We start from the raw sequence: 23,446 nt of genomic DNA, 5'->3' as shown, positions 1-23,446 counted from the left end.
CTCCTGAGTTCTTCGACCCGACACGCCGGTGGGGACTCGAAGAACTCAGGAGCTCTTGGCTTGGGCGGGGGTCAGCCGCGGAGGCCTAGGAGGGGGAGCACCTGGGCGAGGTCCGGGCGGTCGATGACGACGTCGGCCTCGGCGCGCACGCGGGGCTTGGCGTTGAAGGCAACGGCGAGGCCGGCCTCCGCCATCATCCTCAGGTCGTTGGCGCCGTCGCCGATCGCGACGGTCTGACGCAGGTGCACACCGGCGTCCGCGGCCCAGAACAGCAGGGCCTGCGCCTTCGCGGCCGCATCCACCACCGGTCCGTCGACCTCGCCGGTGAGCACGCCGTTCTGGACCACGAGCCGGTTGGCGCGCCAGTGGTCGAGTCCCAGCCGCTCGCCGATCGGGTCGAGCAGCTCGTGGAAGCCGCCGGACACGACGCCGACGACCCCGCCGGCCGCGTGCACGCCCGCGATCAGCTCCGGCACGCCGTCGGTCACCCGGATGCGCTCACCGACGTGCTGGAACACCTCCGCCGGCAGCCCTGCGAGGGTCCGCACGCGCTCCCGCAGACTCGCCTCGAAGTCGAGCTCGCCGCGCATGGCCCGCTCGGTGATGTCGGCGACCTCGGTGCGCGAGCCCGCCTCCTCGGCGAGCAGCTCGATCACCTCGTCCTGGAGCAGTGTGGAGTCCGCGTCGAGGACGACGAGCACGGATGCGCCTCTCTGGTGTTCCCCGCCGGTCATGGAACGACGTGCACACCCTTGCCGACCACGGTGATCCCGGAGTCGGTCACGGTGAAGCCGCGCGCCTTGTCCCGCGCCGGGTCGACGCCGATCTGGGCGCCCTCGGCGACCACCACGTCCTTGTCGAGGATGGCACGGCCGACGAACGCGTTCGGCTCGATCACCGCGCGCTCGAACACCACCGAGTCGACGACCTTCGCGCCCGAGTCCACCTTCGCCCACGGCCCGAGCACGCTGCGCTCCAGGTGCGCGCCCGAGATGACCGAGCCGAGCGACACGATGGAGTCGATGGTCGTGCCCAGCGCTCCGCGCCCGTCGCGCACGATCTTCGCCGGAGGGGAGTTCAGCACCTGGCTGAAGATCGGCCAGCTGTTGTTGTACAGGTTGAAGATCGGCAGTGCCGAGATGAGGTCCTGGTGGGCCTCGAAGAACGAGTCGATCGTCCCCACGTCGCGCCAGTAGTAGCGGTCGCGGTCGGTCGATCCGGGGACGTCGTTGTTGTTGAAGTCGTACACCGCCGCCTCGCCGCGCGCGACGAAGTCGGGGATGATGTCGCCGCCCATGTCGTGGTTGGAGTCCGGACGGTCGCCGTCGCGCACCACGGCGTCGATGAGGGCGTCGGCGTCGAAGACGTAGTTGCCCATCGACGCGAGCACCTCCTCCGGCGAGTCGGGGAGCCCGATCGGGTCGCGCGGCTTCTCGCGGAAGGCGCCGATGCGGTCGGGGCGCTCCGGCTCCACCTCGATCACGCCGAACTGGTCGGCGAGGGCGATGGGCTGCCGGATGGCCGCCACGGTGGCGGGGGCGCCCGAGGCGATGTGCGCCTCGATCATCTGGCCGAAGTCCATCCGGTAGACGTGGTCGGCGCCCACGACGACGACGATGTCGGGCTTCTCGTCGCGGAGCAGGTTGAGGCTCTGCAGGATGGCGTCCGCCGACCCGCTGAACCAGCGCTTCCCGAGGCGCTGCTGGGCCGGGACGGACGCGATGTAGGAGTTCGTGATGCCGTCGAGCCGCCAGGTCTGCGACACGTGACGGTCGAGGCTGTGCGACTTGTACTGGGTCAGCACGACGATCTGGCGCAGCTGCGAGTTGATCAGATTCGACAGGGCGAAGTCGATGAGGCGGTACTGCCCGCCGAACGGGACGGCGGGCTTCGCCCGGTCCGCCGTCAACGGCATCAGCCGCTTTCCCTCTCCGCCCGCGAGGACGATGCCGAAGATCTTCTTGCCTGGTGCCATGTCCATAACAGTAGAGGCGAAGTGTTGGCTGTACTAGCGTTTTGGTCATGCGCGTCGATCTTCTGACCCGGGAGTACCCGCCGGACATCTATGGCGGAGCCGGGGTTCACGTGACCGAGCTGGTCCGGGCCCTCCGGGCGGACACGGAGGTCGTCGTGCGCGCCTTCGGCGAGCCGCGCGAGGAGCCGGGAACCGCGTCGTACCGCGTCCCCGCCGAGCTGCGGGAGGCCAACGGCGCGATCGCCACGCTCGGAGTCGACCTGCAGATGGCGCAGGACTGCGGGGGAGCCGACATCGTCCACTCGCACACCTGGTATGCGAACGGCGCGGGCCACCTGGCGAAGCTGCTGCACGGTGTCCCGCACGTCCTCACCGCGCACAGCCTCGAGCCCCTCCGGCCGTGGAAGGCCGAGCAGCTGGGCGGCGGCTACCGCGTGTCCAGCTGGATCGAGAAGACCGCGTTCGAGGCCGCCGACACCGTCATCGCGGTGAGCGACGGGATGCGTCGCGACATCCTCGCGTCGTATCCCACGCTCGACCCGACGAAGGTCGTCACGATCTACAACGGCATCGACCTGGAGCGCTGGCAGCCGCTGCGCGACGACGACCGGGCCCGCGCGCTCGGCATCGACCCGGAGCGGCCCGCCGTCATCTTCGTCGGCCGCATCACCCGCCAGAAGGGCCTGCCGTACCTGCTGCGGGCCGCCAGGATGCTGCCGCCGGAGGTGCAGGTCATCCTCTGCGCCGGTGCGCCCGACACGCCGGAGATCCTCGCCGAGGTGACCGGGCTCGTCGAGCAGTTGCAGTCCGAGCGCGACGGCGTCGTCTGGATCGACCGGCTGCTGCCCAACGACGAGCTGCGGATCGCGCTCACCGCGTCCACCGTCTTCGTCTGCCCGTCGATCTACGAGCCGCTCGGGATCGTGAACCTGGAGGCCATGGCCTGCGGACTGCCCGTGGTCGGCACCGCGACCGGGGGCATCCCCGAGGTGATCGTGGACCGCGTCACGGGCCGGCTGGTGCCCATCCAGCAGCTGCAGGATGGCACGGGCACCCCGACCGACCCGGACGCCTTCGTGGCCGACCTCGCCGCCGCGCTCACCGAGGTCGTCTCGGACCCCGCCCGGGCCGCCGAGATGGGGCGTGCCGGCCGAGAGCGGGCGGAGACGTCGTTCAGCTGGGCGGCCATCGCCGAGCAGACGCTCGACGTGTACCGGTCGCTCGTGAGCCGTCACTGATCGCCGCCGCGCTTAGGTAGGCTGGAGGGCATGGCCGACAGCGTTCTCCGACTTTCCGACGTGTCCGTTGTGCGGGACGGCAACCCCGTCCTGAAGGGAATCGACTGGGCGGTCGAGCCGGACGAGCGGTGGGTCATCCTGGGCCGCAACGGCGCAGGCAAGACGACGCTGCTCCAGATCGCCGCCGCTGCGCTGCACCCCAGCTCGGGCGAGGCCGTCGTGCTCGGCGAATCGGTCGGCCACACCGACCTGGCCGAACTGCGCCCGCTGCTCGGGTTCGCCTCCAGCGCGCTCGCCCGCCGCATCCCGCGCAACGAGCGCGTGCTCGACGTGGTGATGACCGCCGCGTACGCCGTCACCGGCCGCTGGAACGAGCTCTACGAGGACATCGACGAGCGCCGCGCCCTCCGGGTCCTCTCGGAGTGGCACCTCGATCACCTGGCCGAGCGAAGCTTCGGCAGCCTCTCCGACGGCGAGCAGAAGCGCGTGCAGATCGCCCGCTCGGTGATGACCGACCCCGAGATCCTGCTGCTCGACGAGCCGGCCGCGAGCCTCGACCTCGGCGGCCGCGAGGAGTTGCTCCAGCTGCTCGGCGGCTACGCGAGCGACCCGAAGTCGCCCGCCATCGTCATGGTGACCCACCATGTGGAGGAGATCCCGCAGGCGTTCAACCGCGCGCTCCTGCTGAAAGACGGCGAGATCATCGCGAAGGGCCCGATCGCCGAGGTGCTGACGAGCGAGAACCTGAGCCGCACGTTCGACATCGAGGTGGAGATCGCCGAGACCGACGGCCGCTACACGGCCCGGGCGCGCCAGGCCGTCGCCGACTGAGTTCTCGCGGCCGATCTGCTAGACTCGATAGCTGGCCCCCGGAGTCCGGCGCGTCATCCCGACGCCGATCGCCTCCGCGGGTGCACGAGCTTCCCGTCCACGCGGTCTGCGCGGACACGACCGAACCGACTACTAGCTGCAACAAGGAAGTCCTGATGAAGACTGGCATCCACCCCGACTACGCCCCCGTGGTTTTCCGCGACCTGGCCTCGGGTGCGACGTTCCTCACCCGTTCCACCGTCTCGAGCGACAAGACGATCGAGTGGGAGGACGGCAACACCTACCCGGTGATCGACGTCGAGATCTCGTCCGAGTCGCACCCGTTCTACACGGGCAAGCAGCGCATCCTCGACTCGGCCGGCCGTGTCGAGAAGTTCAACTCGCGCTACAAGAACTTCGGCAAGTAAGCCGTACCGCGAAGGCCCCCGTCCGCTGGACGGGGGCCTTCGTCGTTCGTGGGAGCCGGCCAGCTCGGGTCGGAGAATCGGCGGCCCGCCCTTCGTAACTCCGACGGGATACGGCCCAGACGGAGATTCCGGGCGTGTCGTCCTGCGGGCCGCGAGGCAGGCCGATCCCGCCGCGTCAGGACGTCTGGTAGTGGATGCCGGAGGTCGCGATCGCGGCGAAGACCGCGATCGAGATGATGACGCCCAGCGCCAGGAAGATGAACCCGAGGATCACCGCCGCGAGAGCGAGTCCGCGGCCCTGCTCGCCGGTGCGCTTGATCTGCGACAGGGCGATGAAGCCGAGGATGATTCCGAGGATGCTGATGAAGAACGTGGCGATGAACGCCACGATCGCCAACACGTTCCACCCCGGCTGCGCGGGGGCGCCGGGCTGGGAGTACTGCGGCTGCTGCTGGGGCGGCAGGGGCTGCGGGTTCAGGTTCGAGTCGCTCATGCGGCAGACACTAGCGGCTGAGCGGACCCTCAGCTAGCCCCCAGCGGAGGGGGAGGCGCGGCAGCGTCACCGGATGGGCCAGTCGCCCGAGGTCGTGAACTGCGGGTCGCGCTCGCGCCGCATGTACTCCTGGAAGTCGGCCGCCTGCTCCCGGCACCAGTCGACCTGGCGGCGGTGCAGCTCGGCCGCCTCGAAGGCGAGGGCCTCCGCGTGGATGCGCGCGAGCGCCTGGGCGACCCGGCCGGCGGCGATCGCGTCGGCGCCGGCGTCGTGCGCGGCGATCAGATCGACGCCGTAGTGGGTCGCCGTCATGGTGAGCGTCCGCTTGCCGCGGCGGTACTTGTCCACGGCCTTGTCGATCACCAGCGGGTCGACGATCGGGCCGGGGGAGACCAGCGGGGCGACGCCGTGGCGGCGAGCCTCCCGGTCGAGCAGGGTGAAGTCGTACGGCGCGTTGTAGGCGACCACCGGGATGCCGCGGTCGAACAGGCTGCGCAGCTGCGCAACGATCGCGGCGACGGCGGGGCCCGGGTCCATCCCCAGCTCGCGAGCGCGCTCGGTCGTGATGCCGTGCACGGCCGTGGCCTCGGCCGGGATCTCGACGCCGGGGTCGATGATCCAGTCGCGCCGGTGCAGCACGGTGCCCTCCTCGTCGAGCAGTCCGACGTGGGCGGTCACGATGCGGGCCGACTCCACGTCGATGCCCGTCGTCTCCAGATCGAACACCCCGAGTCGCTGATGCCACGTGCCCATGCCCTCACGCTAACCAGCACCCCCGTCACGCGATCCGAAGCCACGCCGAGGTGCTCGCAGTTGCAACCCGGCACGGCGTGTCGCGAGCAACGACGAGCACCTCACGGCTCAGTCGCGGCGCGGCTCGATGTGCAGCCAGTAGAAGTTCTGGGTGCCGAGAGTGAGGGTGAAGCGGCCGTCCTCCGCGACGGTCGGGAACTCGGCGCCGCCGAACAGGTCGTAAAGGGCGCGGCCGGCGAACTCGGGGGCCTCGAGCGTGACCGACACGGGATTGTGCGCGAACGAGAACACGCACAGCACGTCCTCCGGCTGGTCGCCGAAGTGGGTGCCGCTGCCCTCGTACGACCGCACGAACGCCAGCACCGACTCGTGGTCGGTCGGCAGCACGCGGATGTCGCCGAGCCCGAAAACGGGGTGCGCCTTCCGCACGTGGATGACGTTGCGGACCCAGTGCAGCAGCGACCGGGACTGCGCGAGCTGCGCCTCCACGTTCACCTGGTTGTAGTGGAACACGAGCGACTGCACGATCGGGAGGAAGAGCTTGCCCGGGTCGGCGCTGGAGAAGCCCGCGTTGCGGTCCGGCGTCCACTGCATGGGCGTGCGCGAGCTGTCGCGGTCCGGGAGCCAGATGTTGTCGCCCATCCCGATCTCGTCGCCGTAGTAGAGGAACGGGCTGCCCGGCAGCGAGAAGAGCAGCGCGTGGGCCAGCTCCAGTTCGGCGCGGGAGTTGTCCAGCAGCGGCGCGAGCCGGCGGCGGATGCCGATGTTGGCGCGCATGCGCGGGTCGTAGGCGTACCAGCCGTACATGGCCTGCCGGTACTCCTCGCTCACCATCTCGAGCGTCAGCTCGTCGTGGTTGCGCAGGAACACGCCCCAGGCCGCGCCGTCCGGCACGTCGGTGGTCTCGGACAGCACCCGCACCAGCTCGCCGGCCTGCTGCGAGCGCAGCGCGTAGAAGATGCGCGGCATGACCGGGAAGTCGAAGGCCATGTGGCACTCCGGCTCCTCCTCGCTGCCGAAGAAGGCCGCGACCTCGCGGGGCCACTGGTTGGCCTCCGCGATCATGATGCGGCCGGGGTACTCGCGGTCGACCCACTCCCGCAGCTTGATGATGAATTCGTGGGTCTTCGGCTCGCCCTCGCCGTTGCCCTCGTCGGACTCGTAGAGGTAGGGGATGGCGTCCAGCCGGAAGCCGTCGACGCCCAGATCGAGCCAGAACCTGATCATGTCGTACATCGCCTCGTGCACGGCCGGGTTCTCGAAGTTGAGGTCGGGCTGGTGCGAGAAGAAGCGGTGGAAGTAGAACTGCCGGCGTGCCTCGTCGAAGGCCCAGTTGGAGTCCTCGGTGTCGACGAAGATGATGCGGATGTCGGGCCACTTGTCGTCGGTGTCGCTCCAGACGTAGAAGTCGCCGTACGGGCCGTCGGGGTCGGAGCGCGACTGCTGGAACCACTCGTGCTGGTCGGAGGTGTGGTTGATCGGCAGGTCGATGATGATGCGCATGTTGCGCTCGTGCGCCTTCGTGACGAGCTCGCGGAACTCGTCGATCGTCCCGAACTCGGGGAGGATCGCCTTGAAGTCGGCGACGTCGTACCCGCCGTCGCGCAGCGGCGACTGGAAGAACGGGGGCAGCCAGAGCGCGTCGATGCCGAGCCACTGCAGGTAGTCGAGCTTGGACGTGAGTCCCGCGATGTCGCCGGAGCCGTCGCCGTTGCTGTCGACGAACGACCGGACCATGACCTCGTAGAAGACCGACCGGCGGTACCACTGGGGGTCGAGGGCGAGCCCGGGCAGCGTGATGGGCGCGGTGAAACTCACGGTTCTCCTTGAGCGTCGGGGGGACTGCAAGCGATTGCAACCAGAGAAGTCTAGGGCGTGGGCACGGTGCGCTGTCCAGTCCCTGCCTAGACTGGTGAGGATGACTGTCAGCTCACCCTACGCCGCCGCTCTGGAGCGCGTGCCCGTACGCGAGGGGACGGTCGCGATCCTCGGTTCCTCCACCCGGTTCTGGGACTACGGAGACCGGGATGCGGACACCACCCTGGTGCTGGTTCACGGCTTCCGCGGCGACCACCACGGCCTGGAGCCGGTGGTCGCCCAATTGGACGGCGTGCGCATGGTCTCGCCCGATCTGCCGGGCTTCGGCGAGTCCACCCCGATGACCGAGGCGCACCACGACATCGACGGCTACGCGCGCTGGCTCGGCGCCTTCGTCGAAGGGCTCGGGCTGACCGGCCGCGTGGTGCTGCTCGGGCACTCGTTCGGCTCGATCGTGGTCGCCGGTGCGCTGGCCGGCCCGCACGGCACCGTGCCGCGTCCGGATGCGGTCGTGCTGGTGAACCCGATCGGCCAGCCCGCGCTGGAGGGCCCGCGCGGCATCCTGACCCGGCTCGCCATCTTCTACTACTGGCTCGCGGCGGTGCTGCCCGAGCGTCTCGGGTTCGGTCTGCTGCGCAACGCCGCGATCGTGCGCGTGATGAGCGTCGCTATGGCGAAGACGCGCGAGCCGGGTCTCCGGCGCTGGATCCACGACCAGCACGATCGCTATTTCTCGGCGTTCAGCGACCGCCGGGTGGTGCTCGAAGCCTTCCGCGCCTCGGTGTCGCACGACGTCAGCGAGTACGCGTCCCGCATCCCGGAGCGAACGCTGCTCGTGGCCGCCGAGAAGGACGACATCACGCCGATCGCGGCCGAGTACCGGCTGCAGACGCTCTTCCCCGACGCCCGGATCGTGGCGATCCCGGAGGTCGGGCACCTCATCCACTACGAGACCCCGGAGGCGGCGGCCGGCGCCGTGCGCGCCTTCCTGGCGGAGCTGTCGTGAAGGTCCTGTTCGACTGCCGGTACACGAGGATCGGCCGCCACGACGGCATCAGCCGCTACACCGCGGGCGTCGTCTCGGAGCTGGCGAAACTGCACCCGGTGACGATGCTGATCAGCGACCACCGCCAGCTGGAGCTGCTGCCCGACCTGCCGTGGGAGCTCATCCCGTCGCCGACCGCGGTGGGGGAGCCGTGGGTCGCGCGCACGGTGAACCGGCTGAACCCGGACGTGGTGTTCACGCCGATGCAGACCATGGGCGGCTTCGGTCGCAAGTACCGGCTGGTGCTGACGGTCCACGACCTCATCTACTACCGGCATCCCACCCCGCCGCGCGACCTGCCCGCGTTCGTGCGCGGCCTCTGGCGGCTGTACCACCTGGCCTGGTGGCCGCAGCGGATGCTGCTCAACCGGTCGGACGCCGTGGTGACCGTCTCGGAGACGACGAAGGGGCTCATCGCCGAGCACCACCTCACCAAGCGGCCGGTCTACGTCGTGCCCAACGCGGCCGACATGCCGGCGATCGCCCCCGGTCGCGCCGAGCGGACCGCGCCCGAGAGCAAGAGCCTGGTGTACATGGGCTCGTTCATGCCGTACAAGAACGTGGACACGCTGGTGCGTGCGGCCGCGCTGCTGCCGGAGTACACCCTCCACCTGATGAGCCGTGTCTCCGACGCCGAGCGGCGGCGGCTGAGCGAGCTGGCGCCGGGTGCCCGGCTGGTGTTCCACGACGGCGCGAGCGACGATGAGTACGCCGAGACGCTCGCGGCCGCGACGGCGCTGGTGACGGCGTCGCACGACGAGGGGTTCGGCATCCCGCTGGTGGAGGCCATGACGCTCGGGACGCCGGTGGTCGTGAGCGACATCCCGATCTTCCGCGAGATCGGCGGCCGGGCCGCGCTGTTCTTCGACGCCGACGAGCCGGAGCAGGTCGCGGCGCGCGTGCGGCACCTGGAGGAGGAGGGCGTCTGGGCGGCTCGCTCGGCCGCCTCGCGCGAGCGGGCGGAGCGTTACACCTGGGAGGGCTCGGCGCGGCACCTGCTGACCGTGCTCGAGGCGACGGCGCTGCGCTCGCGCTGAACGCGAGGACGCGGAGCGGTGCTCAGGCGCCGAAGCCGCCGGGGTGCGCGAGGCGCCAGCCGAAGCCGGGGTCGGGCACGTCGGTCGCAAGCGCGAGCGGCACGGTCTCGGTCTTGCCGTTGAGCGTGAACGTGCCCTGGCCGAGGATGTCGCCCTTGAAGCCGGAGGACAGCGGCCGGGTCTGCAGGTCGACCGCGATAGGGGTGTCCGACCACACCAGGAACGTCTTGGTCTCGGTCGCGATCAGCTTCGACGAGGCGCCCCAGGCGGTCTTGTAGGTGCCGAAGGTCTGGCCCTTCTCGACTGCCGTGACCTGGTGGAAGCCGGCCTTCACGCTGGTCAGCAGGCTCTTCACGCCCGCCCAGAGGTCGTCGTGGGTCGGTGCTCCGAGCACCACGCCGATCACACGGACCTTGGTGTCGCCGACCGGGACCTGTGCCGAGAACAGCAGGCAGTTGCCGGCCTCATCGGTGTTGCCGGTCTTGATGCCGTCCATCCCCTCGAAGCCGAGCAGCGTGTTGGTGTTGTCCTGCGAGCCGGCGCCCGGGAGGGTCACGTTCTTCTGCGCCACGATCGCGGAGAGCGCCGGGGAGGCGAGCACGAGCTTGCCGAGACCGATCAGGTCCTTCGTCGTGCTGACGTTGCGGGGGTCGAGGCCGTCCGGCGTGACGATCTTGGTGCCGGTGAAGCCGTGCTGCGCGAGCCAGGCGTTGGCGGCGTCCACATACGCGCTCGTCGAGCCGTACGCCCAGTTGGCGAGGGAGATCGCGTAGTTGTTGGCCGAGGGGAGCAGCATCGCCTCGAGCGCCTGCTTCTCGGTCAGGGAGGTGCCCGCGACGACCGGGGCCCACGAGCCGCCCTCGGCGACGACCTCGTTCCAGATGTCGACGTCGCGCTGGGTGAAGGCGATGTCGGGGCCGTCCTCCGTGCCGTTCAGGGGCTTCTTGTCGAGGATCACGAGCGCCGTGACCGTCTTCGTGACGCTGGCGATCGGGACGCTGGCGTCGCTGCCGGTGGAGGCGGACGCGCCGGGATAGTCGGGCGCCACGACGGCGGACGATCCGTAGCCGGGCCACGCGAGTTGCGCGGCGGGCTGCACGATCGTCCTGTCGTGCGCAGTGACGGCGGCGGTGGCGGGCACGGGGGCGACGAGCGAGGCCACGACGTAGGCGAAGGCTGCGAGGACGGCGATCAGGGTGCCGAAGACGACGACGCGGCGGCGACGGTAGACGGTGCGGCTGACACGGCGCGGCGGATCGACGAGAACTTGCTGGGGCACGCTCCGGATTTTAGCGGGGGCTACCGATGCGACGGCTGAGAACGCGCGCGCAAGGCCCAGAGTGCGACCGCGGACGCCGAGGCGACGTTGAGCGAGTCGACGCCGTGCAGCATCGGGATGGTGACAACGGTGTCGGCCGACGCCAGCGCCTTCCTGCTGAGGCCGTCGCCTTCCGCGCCGAACACCATCGCGACGCGCTCGGGTGGGTCGGCGGCGTAGTCGTCGAGGGTGACCGCGTCGTCCGCAAGGGCCAGCGCGGCGATGTCGAAGCCGGCGTCGTGCAGCAGCGGGACCGCCGCATCCCACTCGGGGAGGCGCGTCCACGGCACCTGCAGGACCGTGCCCATGCTCACGCGGACGCTGCGGCGGTACAGCGGGTCGGCGCAGCGGGGCGTCACGAGCACCGCGTCGGCTCCGAGTCCCGCGACCGCGCGGAAGATCGCACCGACGTTCGTGTGGTCCACGATGTCTTCGAGCACGACGACACGGCGGGCGTCGCGGAGCAGGTCGGCGGGGTCGGGGAGCTCCGGCCGGTGCATCGCCGCGAGGGCGCCCCGGTGCAGGTGGTAGCCGGTCAGCTGCTCCAGCACGGCGGGCTCGCCGACGAAGACCGGGACGTCGGGGTACGCGGCGAGGAGCGGCTCCACGTCCGGCAGCCACTGCTCCTGCAGCAGCACGGATCGTGGACGGTGCCCGGCCGCCAGCGCCCGTGTGATCACCTTTGTCGACTCGGCGATGTAGAGGCCGCCGGCCGGCTCGGTGACGCGACGGAGCGCGACGTCGGTGAGCCGGGAGTAGTCGGCGAGGCCGTCGGCCTCCAGGTCGTCGATGCGGTGCACGAGCATGGGTCCACATTGCCAGGCCGACGAAACAAATCGGAAAACTGGGGTGTTTAGACTCGGAGAGGATCTGGAGGTGCCTGTGACCACGCTGACGACCGAGCTCCCGCCGGAGCTGGCCCGCGGCATCGACCAGACCGTCGAGCTGTTGGCCGGTCGCCGCTTCGCCGTTCTGACCGGCGCCGGTGTGTCGACCGACTCCGGTATCCCGGACTACCGCGGCGAGGGCGCGCCGAAGCGCACGCCGATGACGTTCCAGCAGTTCCTCGCAGACGACAGGTTCCGCAAGCGCTACTGGGCGGGCAGTCATCTCGGCTACCGCCGGTTCGCCGCCGCCCGCCCGAACGACGGGCACCGTGCCCTCGCCCGGCTGGAGCTGGCGGGCGCGGCCAACGGCGTCATCACCCAGAACGTGGACGGGCTGCACAAGCAGGCGGGGTCGCGGCGCGTCGTCGACCTGCACGGCGCGATGGACCGGGTGCTCTGCCTGGTGTGCGGCCAGATCTTCGCGCGTGAGGCGATCACCGCCCGGATCGACGCCGTCAACCCCTGGCTCGACACCGAGGGCGCTGTCGAGATCGCACCCGACGGCGACGCCATCGTCACGGACATCGACTCGTTCGTCGTCCCGGACTGCACGGTGTGCGGCGGGAGGCTGAAGCCGGATGTCGTGTTCTTCGGGGAGTTCGTCCCGGCCGAGAAGTACCGCGAGGCGAGCGCGCTCGTGCGCTCGGCGGAGGCGCTCGTCATCGCCGGATCGTCTCTCGTGGTGAACTCGGGCATCCGCCTGCTGGAGGAGGCCCGGCGTCGCCGGCTCCCCATCGTCATCGTCAACAGGGGTCAGACGAAGGGCGACGGCCGGGCGACCGTTAAGCTGGACGGCGGGACGACGGAGACGCTCGTCGAGCTCGCCAAGCGCCTGGCCTGACCGGCCGACCAGCGCGCGTCCCGGCGACGAAAGGACGCGTGTGACCTTCATCTCGCTCGTGCGGCACGGCCAGACGGACTGGAATCTCGCCAAGCGCATCCAGGGGTCGAGCGACATCCCCCTCAACGACACCGGCCGGGCGCAGGCGGAGACGACGGGTCGCGCGCTGGCCGGCGGCCGGTTCGACGCGATCTACGCCAGCCCGCTGTCCCGCGCCCTCGACACTGCGCGCATCATCGCCGGGCACGTCGGACTGGGCGAGCCCGGGACGATCCCCGCGGTCGCCGAGCGGCAGTACGGCGAGGCCGAGGGGCTCACCGGCGAGCAGATCCTCGCGCGCTGGCCCGAGGGCGCGCCCGTGCCCGGCCGGGAGTCGCGTGAGCAGGTCGTCGCGCGCGCCCTGCCCGCCCTGCGCGAGCTCGGCGAGCAGCACCCCGGCGAGAACGTCATCGTGGTGAGCCACGGCGGCGTCATCTCCTCGCTGGTGCGTCACGTCACCGACCACGCCCTTCCCGGGCCCGGCGAGCTCATCCCGAACGGGTCCGTGCACCGCTTCCGCTACCTCGACGGCGAACTCACCCTCGACCGCTTCAATCTCGGCCCGGAGGACCGCGACCTGTTCACCGCGTCGGTGATGTGACCGGGTTCACTCCCTGCTGAGCCGGAACGGCCCCGCGTCCGGACGCTTCGCGGTGACGTGGTCGCCGGACGACTGGTGACGGATGCGGCGGATCACCCACGGCACGAGGTACTCGCGCGCCCAGGAGAGATCCTCCGACCGTGCCTGCCGCCAGGTGCGGGCCGGAAGCGGCTCCGGCCGGAGCGGCTGCAGCTCGTTCTCGACGTTCAGCGCGGCCAGGACCATCCGCGCCACCGTGTGGTGGCCCAGCGGCGCGAGGTGCAGGCGATCGGGCGCCCACATCCGCTGGTCCTGGATCTCGGTCAGCGCCCACTGGTCGGCCACGATGCAGTCGTAGCGCGCGGCGATCGCCCGGACGTTCTCGTTGTAGATCGCGACCTTTCCGCGGATCCCGCGGAACACCGGCGAGAACCCGACGTCCACTCCGGTGAACACGACGACGGTCGCGCCGTCGGCACGGAGCCGTGACACCGCCTCGTCGAACAGCAGGGCGATCTGGTCCGGGTCGGTCCCCGGGCGGATCACGTCGTTGCCGCCCGCCGAGATCGTGATGAGGTCGGGGCGGAGCGCGACCGCCGCATCTACCTGCTCGTCCAGGATCTGCTTGATGAGCTTCCCGCGTACCGCGAGGTTGGCGTAGGCGAAGTCGTCGGTCTGGCTGCTCAGCACCTCGGCCACCCGGTCGGCCCACCCACGGTGGCCGCCTGGGCTGCCCGGCTCCGGATCGCCGATGCCTTCGGTGAACGAATCTCCGAGGGCGACGTAGCGGGACCAGGGATGCCGTGCTTCTGCCATTGCTCCATTCTGCATCGGACGGTGCAGCGGACGGGACTGTCAGCGGGCTCGGGTAGATTTGGTCCAAGTGGAGACAGCAGCAGCACCCGTTCCGGACGACCCCGCCGAGGAGTCCGAGCGGCCCGGCGTGCACGCGGGCAGTTTCGCCGCAGAGCACCTGTCGCCCTCCTTCCCGGAGCGTGCGGCGTGGGGAACGGCGGGCAAACTCCGTGCGTGGCAGGCGGAGGCGCTCGACGCCTACTTCGTGCACGAGCCGCGCGATTTCCTCGCCGCCGCGACGCCCGGCGCAGGCAAGACGACCTTCGCGCTCCGGCTCGCGACCGAGCTCCTCTCTCGGCGCGTGATCGAGCGCGTGACCGTCGTCGCGCCGACCGAGCACCTCAAACGGCAGTGGGCGGAGGCGGCTTCGCGGGTCGGCCTGCACCTCGACCCCGACTTCAAGAACTCGGACGGGCGGTATGCCCGCCATTACCGTGGCGTCGCGGTCACCTACGCGCAGGTCGCCATGCGGCCCAGCTTGCACAAGGACATCACCGAAGCCCACAAGACGCTCGTCATCCTCGACGAGGTGCACCACGGCGGCGACGCGCTCAGCTGGGGAGACGGCATCAGGGACGCCTTCGAGCGCGCGACCCGACGGCTCTCGCTGACCGGAACCCCCTTCCGCTCGGACACCGCGCCCATCCCGTTCGTGACGTATCTGCCCGACCGCCAGGGCATCCGCACCTCGGTCACCGACTACAACTACGGGTACGGCCGTGCGCTGGAGGACGGCGTCGTCCGCCCCGTCATCTTCATGGTCTACGCGGGCCACATGCGCTGGAGGACCAAGACCGGCGACGAGATGGAGGCGCGGCTCGGCGAGGGCAACACGAAGGACATCACCTCGCAGGCGTGGCGCACCGCCCTCGACCCGCGCGGCGAGTGGATCCCGGCCGTGCTGTCGGCCGCCGACCGGCGGCTGACCGAAGTGCGCAACGCCATCCCCGACGCCGGCGGGCTCGTCATCGCCACCGACCACTACGCCGCGCGCGCCTATGCCGACATCCTGCAGCAGCTCTCCGGCGAGCCCGTGACCGTCGTGCTGTCGGACGAGAAGGAGGCGAGCGACAGGATCGAGGCGTTCTCGAAAGGCGACTCGCGCTGGATGGTCGCGGTGCGGATGGTCTCGGAGGGCGTCGACGTCCCGCGCCTCGCGGTCGGGGTGTACGCGACGAGCGCCTCCACCCCGCTGTTCTTCGCGCAGGCGATCGGCCGCTTCGTACGCGCCCGCCGTCGCGGCGAGACCGCGTCGGTGTTCCTGCCGAACGTTCCGGCGCTGATGGCGCTGGCGAATGCGCTCGAGTTGGAGCGCGATCACGCGCTGGACCGCGTCGCGGACCCGAATGCCGAGGGCGACCTGTGGAACCCCGAGGACGCGATGGTCGCGGAGGCGAACCGCGAGGAGCGCGCGTCGGAGGCGTTGACCGAGCAGTTCGCGTTCGAGGCGCTCGGCTCGGAGGCCAACTTCGACCGGGTGCTGTACGACGGCAAGGAGTTCGGCGGGTTCGCGGTGCCGGGTACGGATGAGGAGCTGGACTTCATCGGCCTCCCCGGCATCCTGGAGCCCGACCAGGTGCACGAGTTGCTGCTTCAGCGCCAGCAGCGTCAGGCGCGGCGGCACTCGTCCCGACCCGCTGCGGCAGAGGGTCACCCTCCCGCTCCACTGCACCGCACGCTCAAGGAGCAGCGCCAGCTGCTGAACAGCCTGGTGGGGCTGTACTCGAAGAACTCGGGGGAGCCACACGGTCTCATCCACGCCGAGCTGCGGCGGGTCTGCGGCGGTCCCGCGGTCGCGCAGGCGAGCGTGACGCAGTTGCAGGCGCGGATCGACTTCCTGCGCAAGCGGCTGGGCTCGCACTAGGTGCCTGAGCGACGGTCTTAGGCTCGCCGTACCTTCGTGGCGCTCGGCACGTGCACTTCCTAGGCTGAGCGCATGAGCGAGACGAGTGGAGAGGCCGGGCGGGAGCCCGGCGCCGCGCAGCACCCGGACGAACCGCATCGCGGTGGCCTGGCGCAGCGGCTGAACTGGCTGCGAGCCGGGGTGCTCGGCGCGAACGACGGCATCGTGTCGGTGGCGGCGGTCGTCGTCGGTGTCGCGGGAGCCACCCAGTCGATTCCGGCCATCGTGACGGCCGGGCTCGCCGCCCTGGTGGGTGGTGCGATCTCGATGGCGCTCGGCGAGTACGTCTCCGTCAGCAGTCAACGGGACAGCGAGCGAGCGCTCATCGCGAAGGAGCGCCGGGAGCTGGCGGAGATGCCGGAGGAGGAACTGGACGAGCTGACCGGCCTGTACGAGCAGCGTGGGCTCTCGCCGGCGACGGCGCGCCAGGTCGCGATCGAGCTCACCGAGCACGACGCCCTCGCGGCGCATCTCTCCGCCGAGCTCGGCATCGACCAGGACGACGTGGTGAGCCCGTGGCACGCCGCGCTCGCCTCTGCGGTGGCCTTCACCTGCGGTGCGATCCTTCCGATGCTGACCATCCTGCTCCCGCCCGCAATCCGCATCCCGGTCACCTTCGTCGCCGTGCTGCTGGCGCTCGCGATCACCGGCTACGTGGCCGCATGGATCGGCGGCAGCCCGCGCGGACGTGCGATGATCCGAGTGGTGATCGGTGGCGCCCTGGCCTTGGCGGCGACGTTCATCGTCGGTTCGCTGCTGGGGACGACGGTCGCCGGTTAGGGAGAGGAAGGCCGCCGGATGGTGGATGCGCAGAACACGGACGAGACGGCCGGAACGGTGACGCCGGGAGCGGCTTCGCCGACCGGGGGTGGCGCGGAGACCGTCGTCACGAAGTCGGGACTGAAGGACAAGGCCGAGATCGTCCGCGACTGGCTGCCGCGCTACACGGGCACGCCGGTGGAGGAGTTCGGCGAGTACATCCTGTTGACCAACTTCGGCGACTATGTGGAGCGTTTCGCCGAATGGTACGGCGCGGAGGTGCGGGGGCTCGACCGGTCGATGCCGAACGCGACCGCGGATGGCATCACGATGGTCGATTTCGGGATGGGCAGCCCGAACGCGGCGACGGTCATGGACCTGCTCAGCGCCGTGTGCCCGAAGGCGGCGCTCTTCCTCGGGAAGTGCGGCGGGGTGAAGCAGAAGAGCCGGCTCGGCGACCTGGTGCTGCCCATCGCGGCCATCCGGGGCGAGGGCACCTCCAACGACTACCTTCCGCCGGAGGTTCCTGCGCTGCCCGCGTTCCAGCTGCAGCGGGCCGTGTCGTCGACGATCCGGGACTTCCAGCAGGACTACTGGACGGGGACGGTCTACACGACGAACCGCCGGGTGTGGGAGCACGACGACACCTTCAAGCAGTACTTGAAGCGGACGCGCTGCATGGCCGTCGACATGGAGACGGCGACGGTGTTCGCGGCCGGTTTCGCGAACCGCATCCCGAGCGGCGCGCTGCTGCTGGTGTCGGACCAGCCGATGACGCCGGAGGGCGTGAAGACGGCGGAGAGCGACCGCGGGGTCACGCGCGATTTCGTCGAGCGGCACATCCGGATCGGGGTGGAGGCGCTTCGTCTGGTGCGTCGCAACGGCCGCAGCGTGCGCCACCTGCGCTTCGAGGAATAGCCAGGCGAGCGACGTCATCGGAAGTCCCGGGAGACGGTGCGGATACCGGTGTCGAGCGCCTCGAGCTTGTCGGCGACGATGTTGACGACGCCCTCCTCGCTGCGTTCGAGGATGCCGCGCACGATCATCGCCGGCGCCTGGCGGGCCACCCGGCGGTAGCGGTTCCAGACCCCGACCGGGCACACCACGTTGACCATGCCGGTCTCGTCCTCAATGTTGAGGAACGTCACGCCTGCGGCGGTGGCGGGCCGCTGCCGGTGGGTCACGACGCCGCCCACCTCGATGCGACGGCCGGATTCTCCGCCGGCGAGCCGGTCGGCCGGGTAGACGCCGCGCGCGGCGAGGGCCGGGCGCAGGAAGCGGATCGGATGGTCGTCGGTCGAGATGCCCGTGGACCACAGGTCGCTCGCGAGCTGCTCGGCGGGGGAGAGCATCGGCAGGAGGGGCGGCTGGACCGTGATCGCGGTGCCCGCGAGGTACTCCGGGCGCTCCTGCGCGGCGTTGCCGGCCTCCCAGATCGCCTGCCGCCTGCTCAGGTCGAAGCCCTCGAACGCCCCCGCCGCGGCGAGCGCCTCCAGCTGGGCGGTGTTGAGGCCGGTCCGGCGCGCGAGGTCGCCGAGGTCGCGGTAGGGTCCGGACGCCTCGCGCTCGGCGACGATGCGCTCGGCCAGCTTCTCGCCGATGGAGGTGACGCCCGCGAGACCCAGCCGGACGGCGTGCCCGGCGTCGCGGCGGTGCGCGGCGAAGTCGAGGGCGACCGCCGGGTCGAACGGGTCGATCGGCGGCTGGTCGGTCTCGAGGCACGGGTCGCTGCCGGTGGGGCCGGGCCGGCGGTCGTCGAGCGGTTCGAGCAGCGGGAAGACGCCGGACCGCTGGATGTCGGGCCGGTGGACCACGACGCCGTGCCGGCGGGCGTCGGCGGTGAGGGTGCGGGGCGAGTAGAACCCCATCGGCTGGGCGCGGAGCAGCGCGGCGAGGAACGCGCCGGGGTAGTGCAGCTTCATCCAGGAGCTGACGTAGACCAGCAGGGCGAAGCTGATGGCGTGGCTCTCGGCGAACCCGAAGTTCGCGAACGCCTCGATCTTCTCGTAGATGGCGTCGGCGTCGTCTCCGGTGATGCCGTTGTGCGCCATCCCGTCGTACAGCTTGGCCTTCAGCGCCCCGATCTTCTCGACGCCGCGTTTGGAGCCCATGGCACGGCGGAGGAGGTCGGCGTCCTCCGCCGTGCAGTCGCCGACCGCGACCGCCATCTGCATCAGCTGCTCCTGGAACAGAGGAACGCCCATCGTTCGCTCGAGCACGGGCACGAGCGACGGGTGCAGGTAGGTGACCGGCTCCTTGCCGAGCTTGCGGCGGATGTACGGGTGCACCGCGCCGCCCTGGATGGGACCGGGCCGGATGAGCGCGATCTCGATCACGAGGTCGTAGAAGCTGCGCGGCTGCAGCCGGGGGAGGGTGCCGATCTGGGCGCGGCTCTCCACCTGGAACACGCCGATGGAGTCGGCCCGGCAGAGCATGTCGTACACGCCCTGCTCTTCTTTCGGGATGCTGTCGAGCGTCCACCGCTCGCCGAGCGACGCCTCGATGGTGCGCATGGCGTAGTCGAGCGCGGACAGCATCCCGAGGCCCAGCAGGTCGAACTTCACCAGACCCATCCAGGCGCAGTCGTCTTTGTCCCACTGGAGCACCGTGCGGCCCTCCATCCGGGCGTGCTCGATCGGGCACACCTCGCCGACGGGCCGGTCGGTGAGCACCATGCCGCCCGAGTGGATGCCGAGGTGGCGGGGGAACTTCAGCACCTGCTGGGCGAGCCCGACCACATCGCCCGGGATGTCGTGGTCGTCGCTGGTCTGGACGGTGCCCCAGGAGTCGATCTGCTTGCTCCAGGCGTCCTGCTGGCCGGTGGAGTAGCCGAGCGCCTTGGCCATGTCGCGCACCGCGTTCTTCGGCCGGTAGGTGATGACGTTGGCGACCTGGGCCGCGTTGTGCCGGCCGTAGGTGCGGTAGACGTACTGGATGACCTCCTCGCGGCGGTCGGAGTCGAAGTCGACGTCGATGTCGGGCTCTTCTTCTCGCATGCTGGAGAGGAAGCGCTCGAACGGCAGGTCGTACTTGATCGAGTCGACCGCGGTGATGCCGAGCAGGTAGCAGACCGCCGAGTTGGCGGCGGAGCCGCGGCCCTGGCAGAGGATGCCCTGCCCGCGGGCGTACCGGACGATGTCGTAGACGATGAGGAAGTAGCCGGGAAAGTCCTTCGCCTCGATCACGTCGAGCTCGCGTTCGATGCGCTCCCGTTTCTGCGGTGTGCGGTCGAGGTCGGGGTAGCGCTCGGCGGCGCCGCGCCAGGTGAGCTCGCGGAGCCAGCTCATCGGCGTGTGCCCTTCCGGCACCGGCAGCTTCGGGAGCCTCGGGCGGGCGCTGCGAAGACGGAAGGAGAGGTCGTCCGCCACCTCGACCGTGCGCTCGACGGCGCCCGGGTAGCGGGCGAACCGCCGTGCCATCTCGGCACCGCTGCGCAGGTGGGCGGCGCCGGAGGCGGGCAGCCAGCCGTCGAGCTCGTCGAGGCTGCGCCGGGCGCGCACCGCCGCGACCGCCGTGGCGAGCGGGTACTGGGCCGGGCTCGCGTAGTGGACGTTGTTGGTGGCGACCGTGGGCAGCCCCAGCCGGCCGGCGATGCGTGTGAGGATGTCGTTGTCCGTCGAGTCGCGCGGGCCGCCCTGGTCGATCAGCTCGACGAGGACGTTGCCGGCCCCGAACAGGTCGACCAGCCTGGCGATCTCGCGTTCCGCGGCGCGCTCTCCGCGCTCTGCCCCTTCTGCGCTGCGGGAGAGGGCGCGGCGGACGTCGCCTTTGCGGCAGCCGGTCAGTACCATCCACTGGCCGCCGGACTGCTCGGCGAGCTCGTCGAGCCGGTAGGCCGGGCGCCCTTTCTCCTCTCCGGCGAGCTGGCCGGCCGTGATCGCCGAAGCGAGCCGGTGGTAGCCCTCCTGGCGGCGGGCGAGCACCACGAGATGACTGCCCTCCGGGTCGGGCTCTCCGTTCTGCGGCTTGCTGAGCGACAGCGACAGCTCGGCGCCGAACACCGTCTCGACCCTGTCGTAGGCCTCCGCCGCCTCGGCGAGGTGGACGGCGCCGTAGAGGCCGTCGTGGTCGGTGAGCGCCAGGGCGTGCAGGTCGAGCCGGGTGGCCTCCTCAAGCAGCTCCTCCGGCGAGGAGGCGCCGTCGAGGAAGCTGAAGTTGCTGTGCGCGTGCAGCTCGGCGTACGGGACGGCGCCTTCGGTGGCCTCCGGGATGGCCTGCGGAACGTACTTCTGCCGTTTGCGCGACGACGGCCGCTCGTCGGCCTGCTGCCCGGTACGACGGCCGGAGAGCCGTCGCTCGAATTCTGCCCACGGGATGGGCGGGTTGTTCCAGCCCATCAGTCGTACCGTGCTTCGGCGAACCAGCCGGATCCGGCCAGGGCGAGCAACCACGCCGTGCCGTCGGCGTCGACCAGCTGGAAGCGGTGCATCGCGCGGGACAGCGTGGCGTCCCACCACCGCTCGCGCACCGGCCACGGCCCCGCCCACGAGTCGACCGGCCGGGCGTCGGCCGCAGCGCCCGTGGGGGAGAAGCGGGCGATCGGTGCGGTGACGTCGCCCCGGTCGGTGACCTCGACCGATGCGCCCTCCTCGGTGAGCACGGCGACGGGACGCGGCACCTCGAACACCGTCGACGGCGCCGGAGCGGGCAGCGACCCGGGCCACGGCCGGTCGGCGCGCGCGACCCCAACCGGCCGGTCGCCCCACGGAACGAGCACCTGGCGCTCGGCGGGAGCCCGGCCTCCGCCGATCGTCGCCGTGACCACGGCCTCGTGCCCGAGCATGCTCTGCACGCGGGTGAGCCCGTGGTGGATGCGCTCGTCGGCTCCTCCACCCCAGAGGCCGTCTTCGTGGTGGCCGATGTCGTCGACCGCCACCGGTTCGAGCATCACCCGGGCGATCGGCGATGCCAGACCGCTGTCGACGGACCCCGCGCCCTGCAGCTGCCAGCGCACCCGGTCGACGACGTCGGGCGCGGAGAACAACCGGGGATGCAGCCAGGTGCGCTCGCTGACCCGGCCGGACTCGTCGGCCACCTCCACCCGCAGCGAGGTGCACACGAGACCTGCCTTGGTGAGGCCGGCGACGAACTGCTCCGCGGTGCCGCGGACGGCGAAGGTCACCTGGTCGACCCGGTCGAGCGGCGGCTCGAACTCGATGGCGCGGTCGAGCTGCTTCGGCGGTGTGCGGGGGACGACGGCCGTGGAGTCGAGCCCGCTGGCGAGGGTGTACGCCAGCTCGCCCCGCTCGCCGAACCGCTCCCGCAGGTCGACGCGGGGGAGGGCGGCGAGGTCTCCGAGGGTATGCAGGCCGAGCCGCCGGAGCAGCGGCGTCAGCTCGGCGAGGCCGAGCTGGGAGACCGGCAGCGGAGCGAGGAAGGCGGGGGAGCCGCCAGGAGGGATGACCCGCACGCGGGCGGACCCGGTGGAGCGTGCCGCCTGCTCCGCCGCGAACGGGCCGTCGGCGACGCCCACCCGCGCCGCCGGCAGCTCCAGCCCCTCCAGGCAGCGCAGCAGCTCGGCGGCCGCCTCCTCTTCTCCGCCGTAGTACCGCGCCGGACCGCGCGCCCGCAGCACGCAGGTGCCCGGCCGCACCGGCTGGACCCCCGGCGTGATCTCCTCGATCGCGGCGAGCACGGGCTCGAACGCGCGCGCGTCGAGCGCCGGGTCGTACGGCACCACCTCGAGCTGCGGGCAGCGCGACTGCGCCTCGCGCATCCGCAGCCCGCGCTTCACTCCGTCGGCTCTAGCCGCCGCGGAGCAGGCGAAGACGACGCCCTTCTCGACCAGCGCCACCGGCAGATCGTCGGGCAGCTCGAGCGCCTGTCTGGCCGCCACGATCGGCCAGTCGGGGTACCACAGCACGATCGCGCGGGTGACGGCCTGCTGGACACTGCCCGCCATCTACACCACCGCCTCGAGCCGCGTCGGGCCGGAGACGGCGGAGCGCTCGGCGAGGAACCGCTCGTCTGGTGCCGGCAGCCACAGCTCGGCGGTGCGCCGGGTCCCGGAGCCGCCGCGTGGAACGGATTCCACGGTCACCCGGCGCGACGACAGGTAGCCGTTGCCCGTGCCCAGCCCGTCCCACCCGCTGCGGGCAACCGTCAGCGTCGCCTCGACCTGCGGCCAGTCGCCCGCGACGATGAGGGTCGTCTCGCGCTGCCGCAGGCGGGCGCTCAGCCGCGCGATGTCGCCGTCTCGGGCGCGGGAGGGCGGAGCCACCACGACCACGCTGAGCACGTCGACGACCGCCGCCGTCACCGTCAGCCAGTCGTCGCCGGGATGCGGCACCAGCACCAGGCGCTCCAGGTCGATGCCGAACCGCCCTGCGGCCTCCGCCCCGAAGTCGGGCATGCCGATCACGCCGCACCATGCCCCGGCGGCGCTCGGCCCGGCCAGCATGGCCATCAGCAGGGTCGTCGACCCCCGCACCGAATAGGCGGCCCCGGCCTTGAGCGCGCCGCCCGGCAGCAGCGGCGAGAGCGCGGGATGCGTCTGCAGCGTGCGGCTCTCGAGCTTGGTGGCCTGCATCTGCCGGATGCGGGTCTGCAGCTCATGCACCTGCGCCCGGTCGGCGACCGGTTCGCGGAGGTGGGGAGCTGCCGATGTCATGCTCCCATTTTCGAACATATGTTCGAACCGCGCAAATAGAAATCTGCGGGTTGTGGA

Annotated in this window: 21 protein-coding genes; 10 read left to right on the top strand and 11 right to left on the bottom strand. The window is 70.9% G+C overall.

Annotation, left to right across the window (positions count from 1 at the left end):
* Window positions 1–71: 71 nt before the first annotated feature.
* Both serB and HNO83_RS03805 read right to left on the bottom strand, forming a co-directional pair.
* A complete protein-coding gene (serB, locus tag HNO83_RS03810) occupies window positions 72–734 on the bottom strand; it encodes a phosphoserine phosphatase SerB (protein WP_175336185.1) in 663 nt (220 codons plus the stop codon).
* Window positions 731–1,975 (bottom strand): glucose-1-phosphate adenylyltransferase, encoded by a 1,245-nt coding sequence (locus HNO83_RS03805; protein ID WP_175336184.1) that lies wholly within the window; start codon window positions 1,973–1,975, stop codon window positions 731–733. The genes serB and HNO83_RS03805 overlap by 4 nt, the downstream gene beginning before the upstream one ends.
* Before the next feature lie 47 nt (window positions 1,976–2,022).
* Between HNO83_RS03805 and glgA the strand changes: the two genes are divergently transcribed.
* The 3 genes from glgA (at window position 2,023) to HNO83_RS03790 (ending at window position 4,451) form a co-directional block, all read left to right on the top strand.
* Window positions 2,023–3,213: a glycogen synthase gene (gene glgA / locus HNO83_RS03800; protein ID WP_175336183.1), complete on the top strand. Its 1,191-nt coding sequence runs from the start codon at window positions 2,023–2,025 to the stop codon at window positions 3,211–3,213.
* A gap of 30 nt (window positions 3,214–3,243) precedes the next feature.
* Complete coding sequence (locus tag HNO83_RS03795) at window positions 3,244–4,044, top strand: ABC transporter ATP-binding protein (protein ID WP_175336182.1); 801 nt, start codon at window positions 3,244–3,246, stop codon at window positions 4,042–4,044.
* Between the two features lie 155 nt (window positions 4,045–4,199).
* Complete coding sequence (locus tag HNO83_RS03790) at window positions 4,200–4,451, top strand: type B 50S ribosomal protein L31 (protein WP_115696813.1); 252 nt, start codon at window positions 4,200–4,202, stop codon at window positions 4,449–4,451.
* Window positions 4,452–4,626: 175 nt separating this feature from the next.
* Here HNO83_RS03790 and HNO83_RS03785 read toward each other — a convergent pair whose 3' ends face one another.
* The 3 genes from HNO83_RS03785 to treS form a co-directional block, all read right to left on the bottom strand.
* Window positions 4,627–4,944, bottom strand: a complete 318-nt coding sequence (locus HNO83_RS03785; protein ID WP_175336181.1) for a DUF4190 domain-containing protein — start codon at window positions 4,942–4,944, stop codon at window positions 4,627–4,629.
* Window positions 4,945–5,010: 66 nt separating this feature from the next.
* Complete coding sequence (locus tag HNO83_RS03780) at window positions 5,011–5,697, bottom strand: 3'-5' exonuclease (RefSeq protein ID WP_175336180.1); 687 nt, start codon at window positions 5,695–5,697, stop codon at window positions 5,011–5,013.
* 108 nt (window positions 5,698–5,805) lie between these two features.
* Window positions 5,806–7,515, bottom strand: a complete 1,710-nt coding sequence (gene treS, locus HNO83_RS03775; protein ID WP_175336179.1) for a maltose alpha-D-glucosyltransferase — start codon at window positions 7,513–7,515, stop codon at window positions 5,806–5,808.
* Window positions 7,516–7,615: 100 nt separating this feature from the next.
* On the opposite strand from treS, the gene HNO83_RS03770 reads away from it, so the two are divergent.
* Both HNO83_RS03770 and HNO83_RS03765 read left to right on the top strand, forming a co-directional pair.
* The gene (locus HNO83_RS03770; protein ID WP_175336178.1) at window positions 7,616–8,521 is read left to right on the top strand and encodes an alpha/beta fold hydrolase; all 906 of its coding nucleotides are present in this window, start codon (window positions 7,616–7,618) and stop codon (window positions 8,519–8,521) included.
* A complete protein-coding gene (locus tag HNO83_RS03765) occupies window positions 8,518–9,597 on the top strand; it encodes a glycosyltransferase family 4 protein (protein WP_175336177.1) in 1,080 nt (359 codons plus the stop codon). Before HNO83_RS03770 ends, HNO83_RS03765 begins: the two co-directional genes overlap by 4 nt.
* Before the next feature lie 22 nt (window positions 9,598–9,619).
* Here the strand turns inward: HNO83_RS03765 and HNO83_RS03760 are convergent, their stop codons facing one another.
* Together HNO83_RS03760 and HNO83_RS03755 are read right to left on the bottom strand one after the other, a co-directional pair.
* Window positions 9,620–10,876 carry a D-alanyl-D-alanine carboxypeptidase family protein gene (locus tag HNO83_RS03760; protein WP_175336176.1) on the bottom strand — a complete coding sequence of 419 codons (1,257 nt, stop codon included), beginning with the start codon at window positions 10,874–10,876 and terminating at the stop codon, window positions 9,620–9,622.
* Between the two features lie 20 nt (window positions 10,877–10,896).
* Entirely contained in the window at window positions 10,897–11,721 is an 825-nt protein-coding gene (locus tag HNO83_RS03755) for a TrmH family RNA methyltransferase (protein ID WP_175336175.1), read from the bottom strand.
* 76 nt (window positions 11,722–11,797) lie between these two features.
* Here HNO83_RS03755 and HNO83_RS03750 point away from each other — a divergent pair, with 76 nt between their 5' ends.
* Together HNO83_RS03750 and HNO83_RS03745 are read left to right on the top strand one after the other, a co-directional pair.
* The gene (locus HNO83_RS03750) at window positions 11,798–12,643 is read left to right on the top strand and encodes a Sir2 family NAD-dependent protein deacetylase (RefSeq protein ID WP_175336353.1); all 846 of its coding nucleotides are present in this window, start codon (window positions 11,798–11,800) and stop codon (window positions 12,641–12,643) included.
* 40 nt (window positions 12,644–12,683) lie between these two features.
* Window positions 12,684–13,283 carry a histidine phosphatase family protein gene (locus tag HNO83_RS03745; protein WP_175336174.1) on the top strand — a complete coding sequence of 200 codons (600 nt, stop codon included), beginning with the start codon at window positions 12,684–12,686 and terminating at the stop codon, window positions 13,281–13,283.
* Between the two features lie 6 nt (window positions 13,284–13,289).
* Here HNO83_RS03745 and HNO83_RS03740 read toward each other — a convergent pair whose 3' ends face one another.
* Window positions 13,290–14,078 (bottom strand): SGNH/GDSL hydrolase family protein, encoded by a 789-nt coding sequence (locus HNO83_RS03740; RefSeq protein WP_175336173.1) that lies wholly within the window; start codon window positions 14,076–14,078, stop codon window positions 13,290–13,292.
* Between the two features lie 127 nt (window positions 14,079–14,205).
* Between HNO83_RS03740 and HNO83_RS03735 the strand changes: the two genes are divergently transcribed.
* The 3 genes from HNO83_RS03735 (at window position 14,206) to HNO83_RS03725 (ending at window position 17,697) form a co-directional block, all read left to right on the top strand.
* Entirely contained in the window at window positions 14,206–15,981 is a 1,776-nt protein-coding gene (locus HNO83_RS03735; RefSeq protein ID WP_175336352.1) for a DEAD/DEAH box helicase, read from the top strand.
* A 72-nt stretch (window positions 15,982–16,053) separates the two neighbouring features.
* Window positions 16,054–16,800, top strand: a complete 747-nt coding sequence (locus HNO83_RS03730) for a VIT1/CCC1 transporter family protein (RefSeq protein WP_175336172.1) — start codon at window positions 16,054–16,056, stop codon at window positions 16,798–16,800.
* Window positions 16,801–16,818: 18 nt separating this feature from the next.
* Window positions 16,819–17,697, top strand: coding sequence for an AMP nucleosidase (locus HNO83_RS03725; protein WP_249776478.1), 879 nt, complete (start codon window positions 16,819–16,821; stop codon window positions 17,695–17,697).
* Window positions 17,698–17,711: 14 nt separating this feature from the next.
* Here the strand turns inward: HNO83_RS03725 and HNO83_RS03720 are convergent, their stop codons facing one another.
* The 3 genes from HNO83_RS03720 to imuA' are packed head-to-tail and all read right to left on the bottom strand — an operon-like array spanning window position 17,712 to window position 23,389.
* On the bottom strand, window positions 17,712–21,116 hold the full coding sequence (locus HNO83_RS03720; RefSeq protein ID WP_175336171.1) for an error-prone DNA polymerase: 3,405 nt from the start codon (window positions 21,114–21,116) through the stop codon (window positions 17,712–17,714).
* Entirely contained in the window at window positions 21,116–22,681 is a 1,566-nt protein-coding gene (locus tag HNO83_RS03715) for a DNA polymerase Y family protein (RefSeq protein ID WP_175336170.1), read from the bottom strand. Before HNO83_RS03715 ends, HNO83_RS03720 begins: the two co-directional genes overlap by 1 nt.
* Window positions 22,682–23,389, bottom strand: coding sequence for a DnaE2-dependent mutagenesis accessory factor ImuA' (imuA', locus tag HNO83_RS03710; protein WP_175336169.1), 708 nt, complete (start codon window positions 23,387–23,389; stop codon window positions 22,682–22,684).
* Window positions 23,390–23,446: the final 57 nt, after the last annotated feature.

The sequence above is a fragment of the Leifsonia sp. C5G2 genome, assembly GCF_013359685.1.
Lineage (GTDB): Bacteria > Actinomycetota > Actinomycetes > Actinomycetales > Microbacteriaceae > Leifsonia.
The sequence above is the reverse complement of the archived record's forward strand: the minus strand, read 5'-3'. Positions and strand labels throughout refer to the sequence as shown.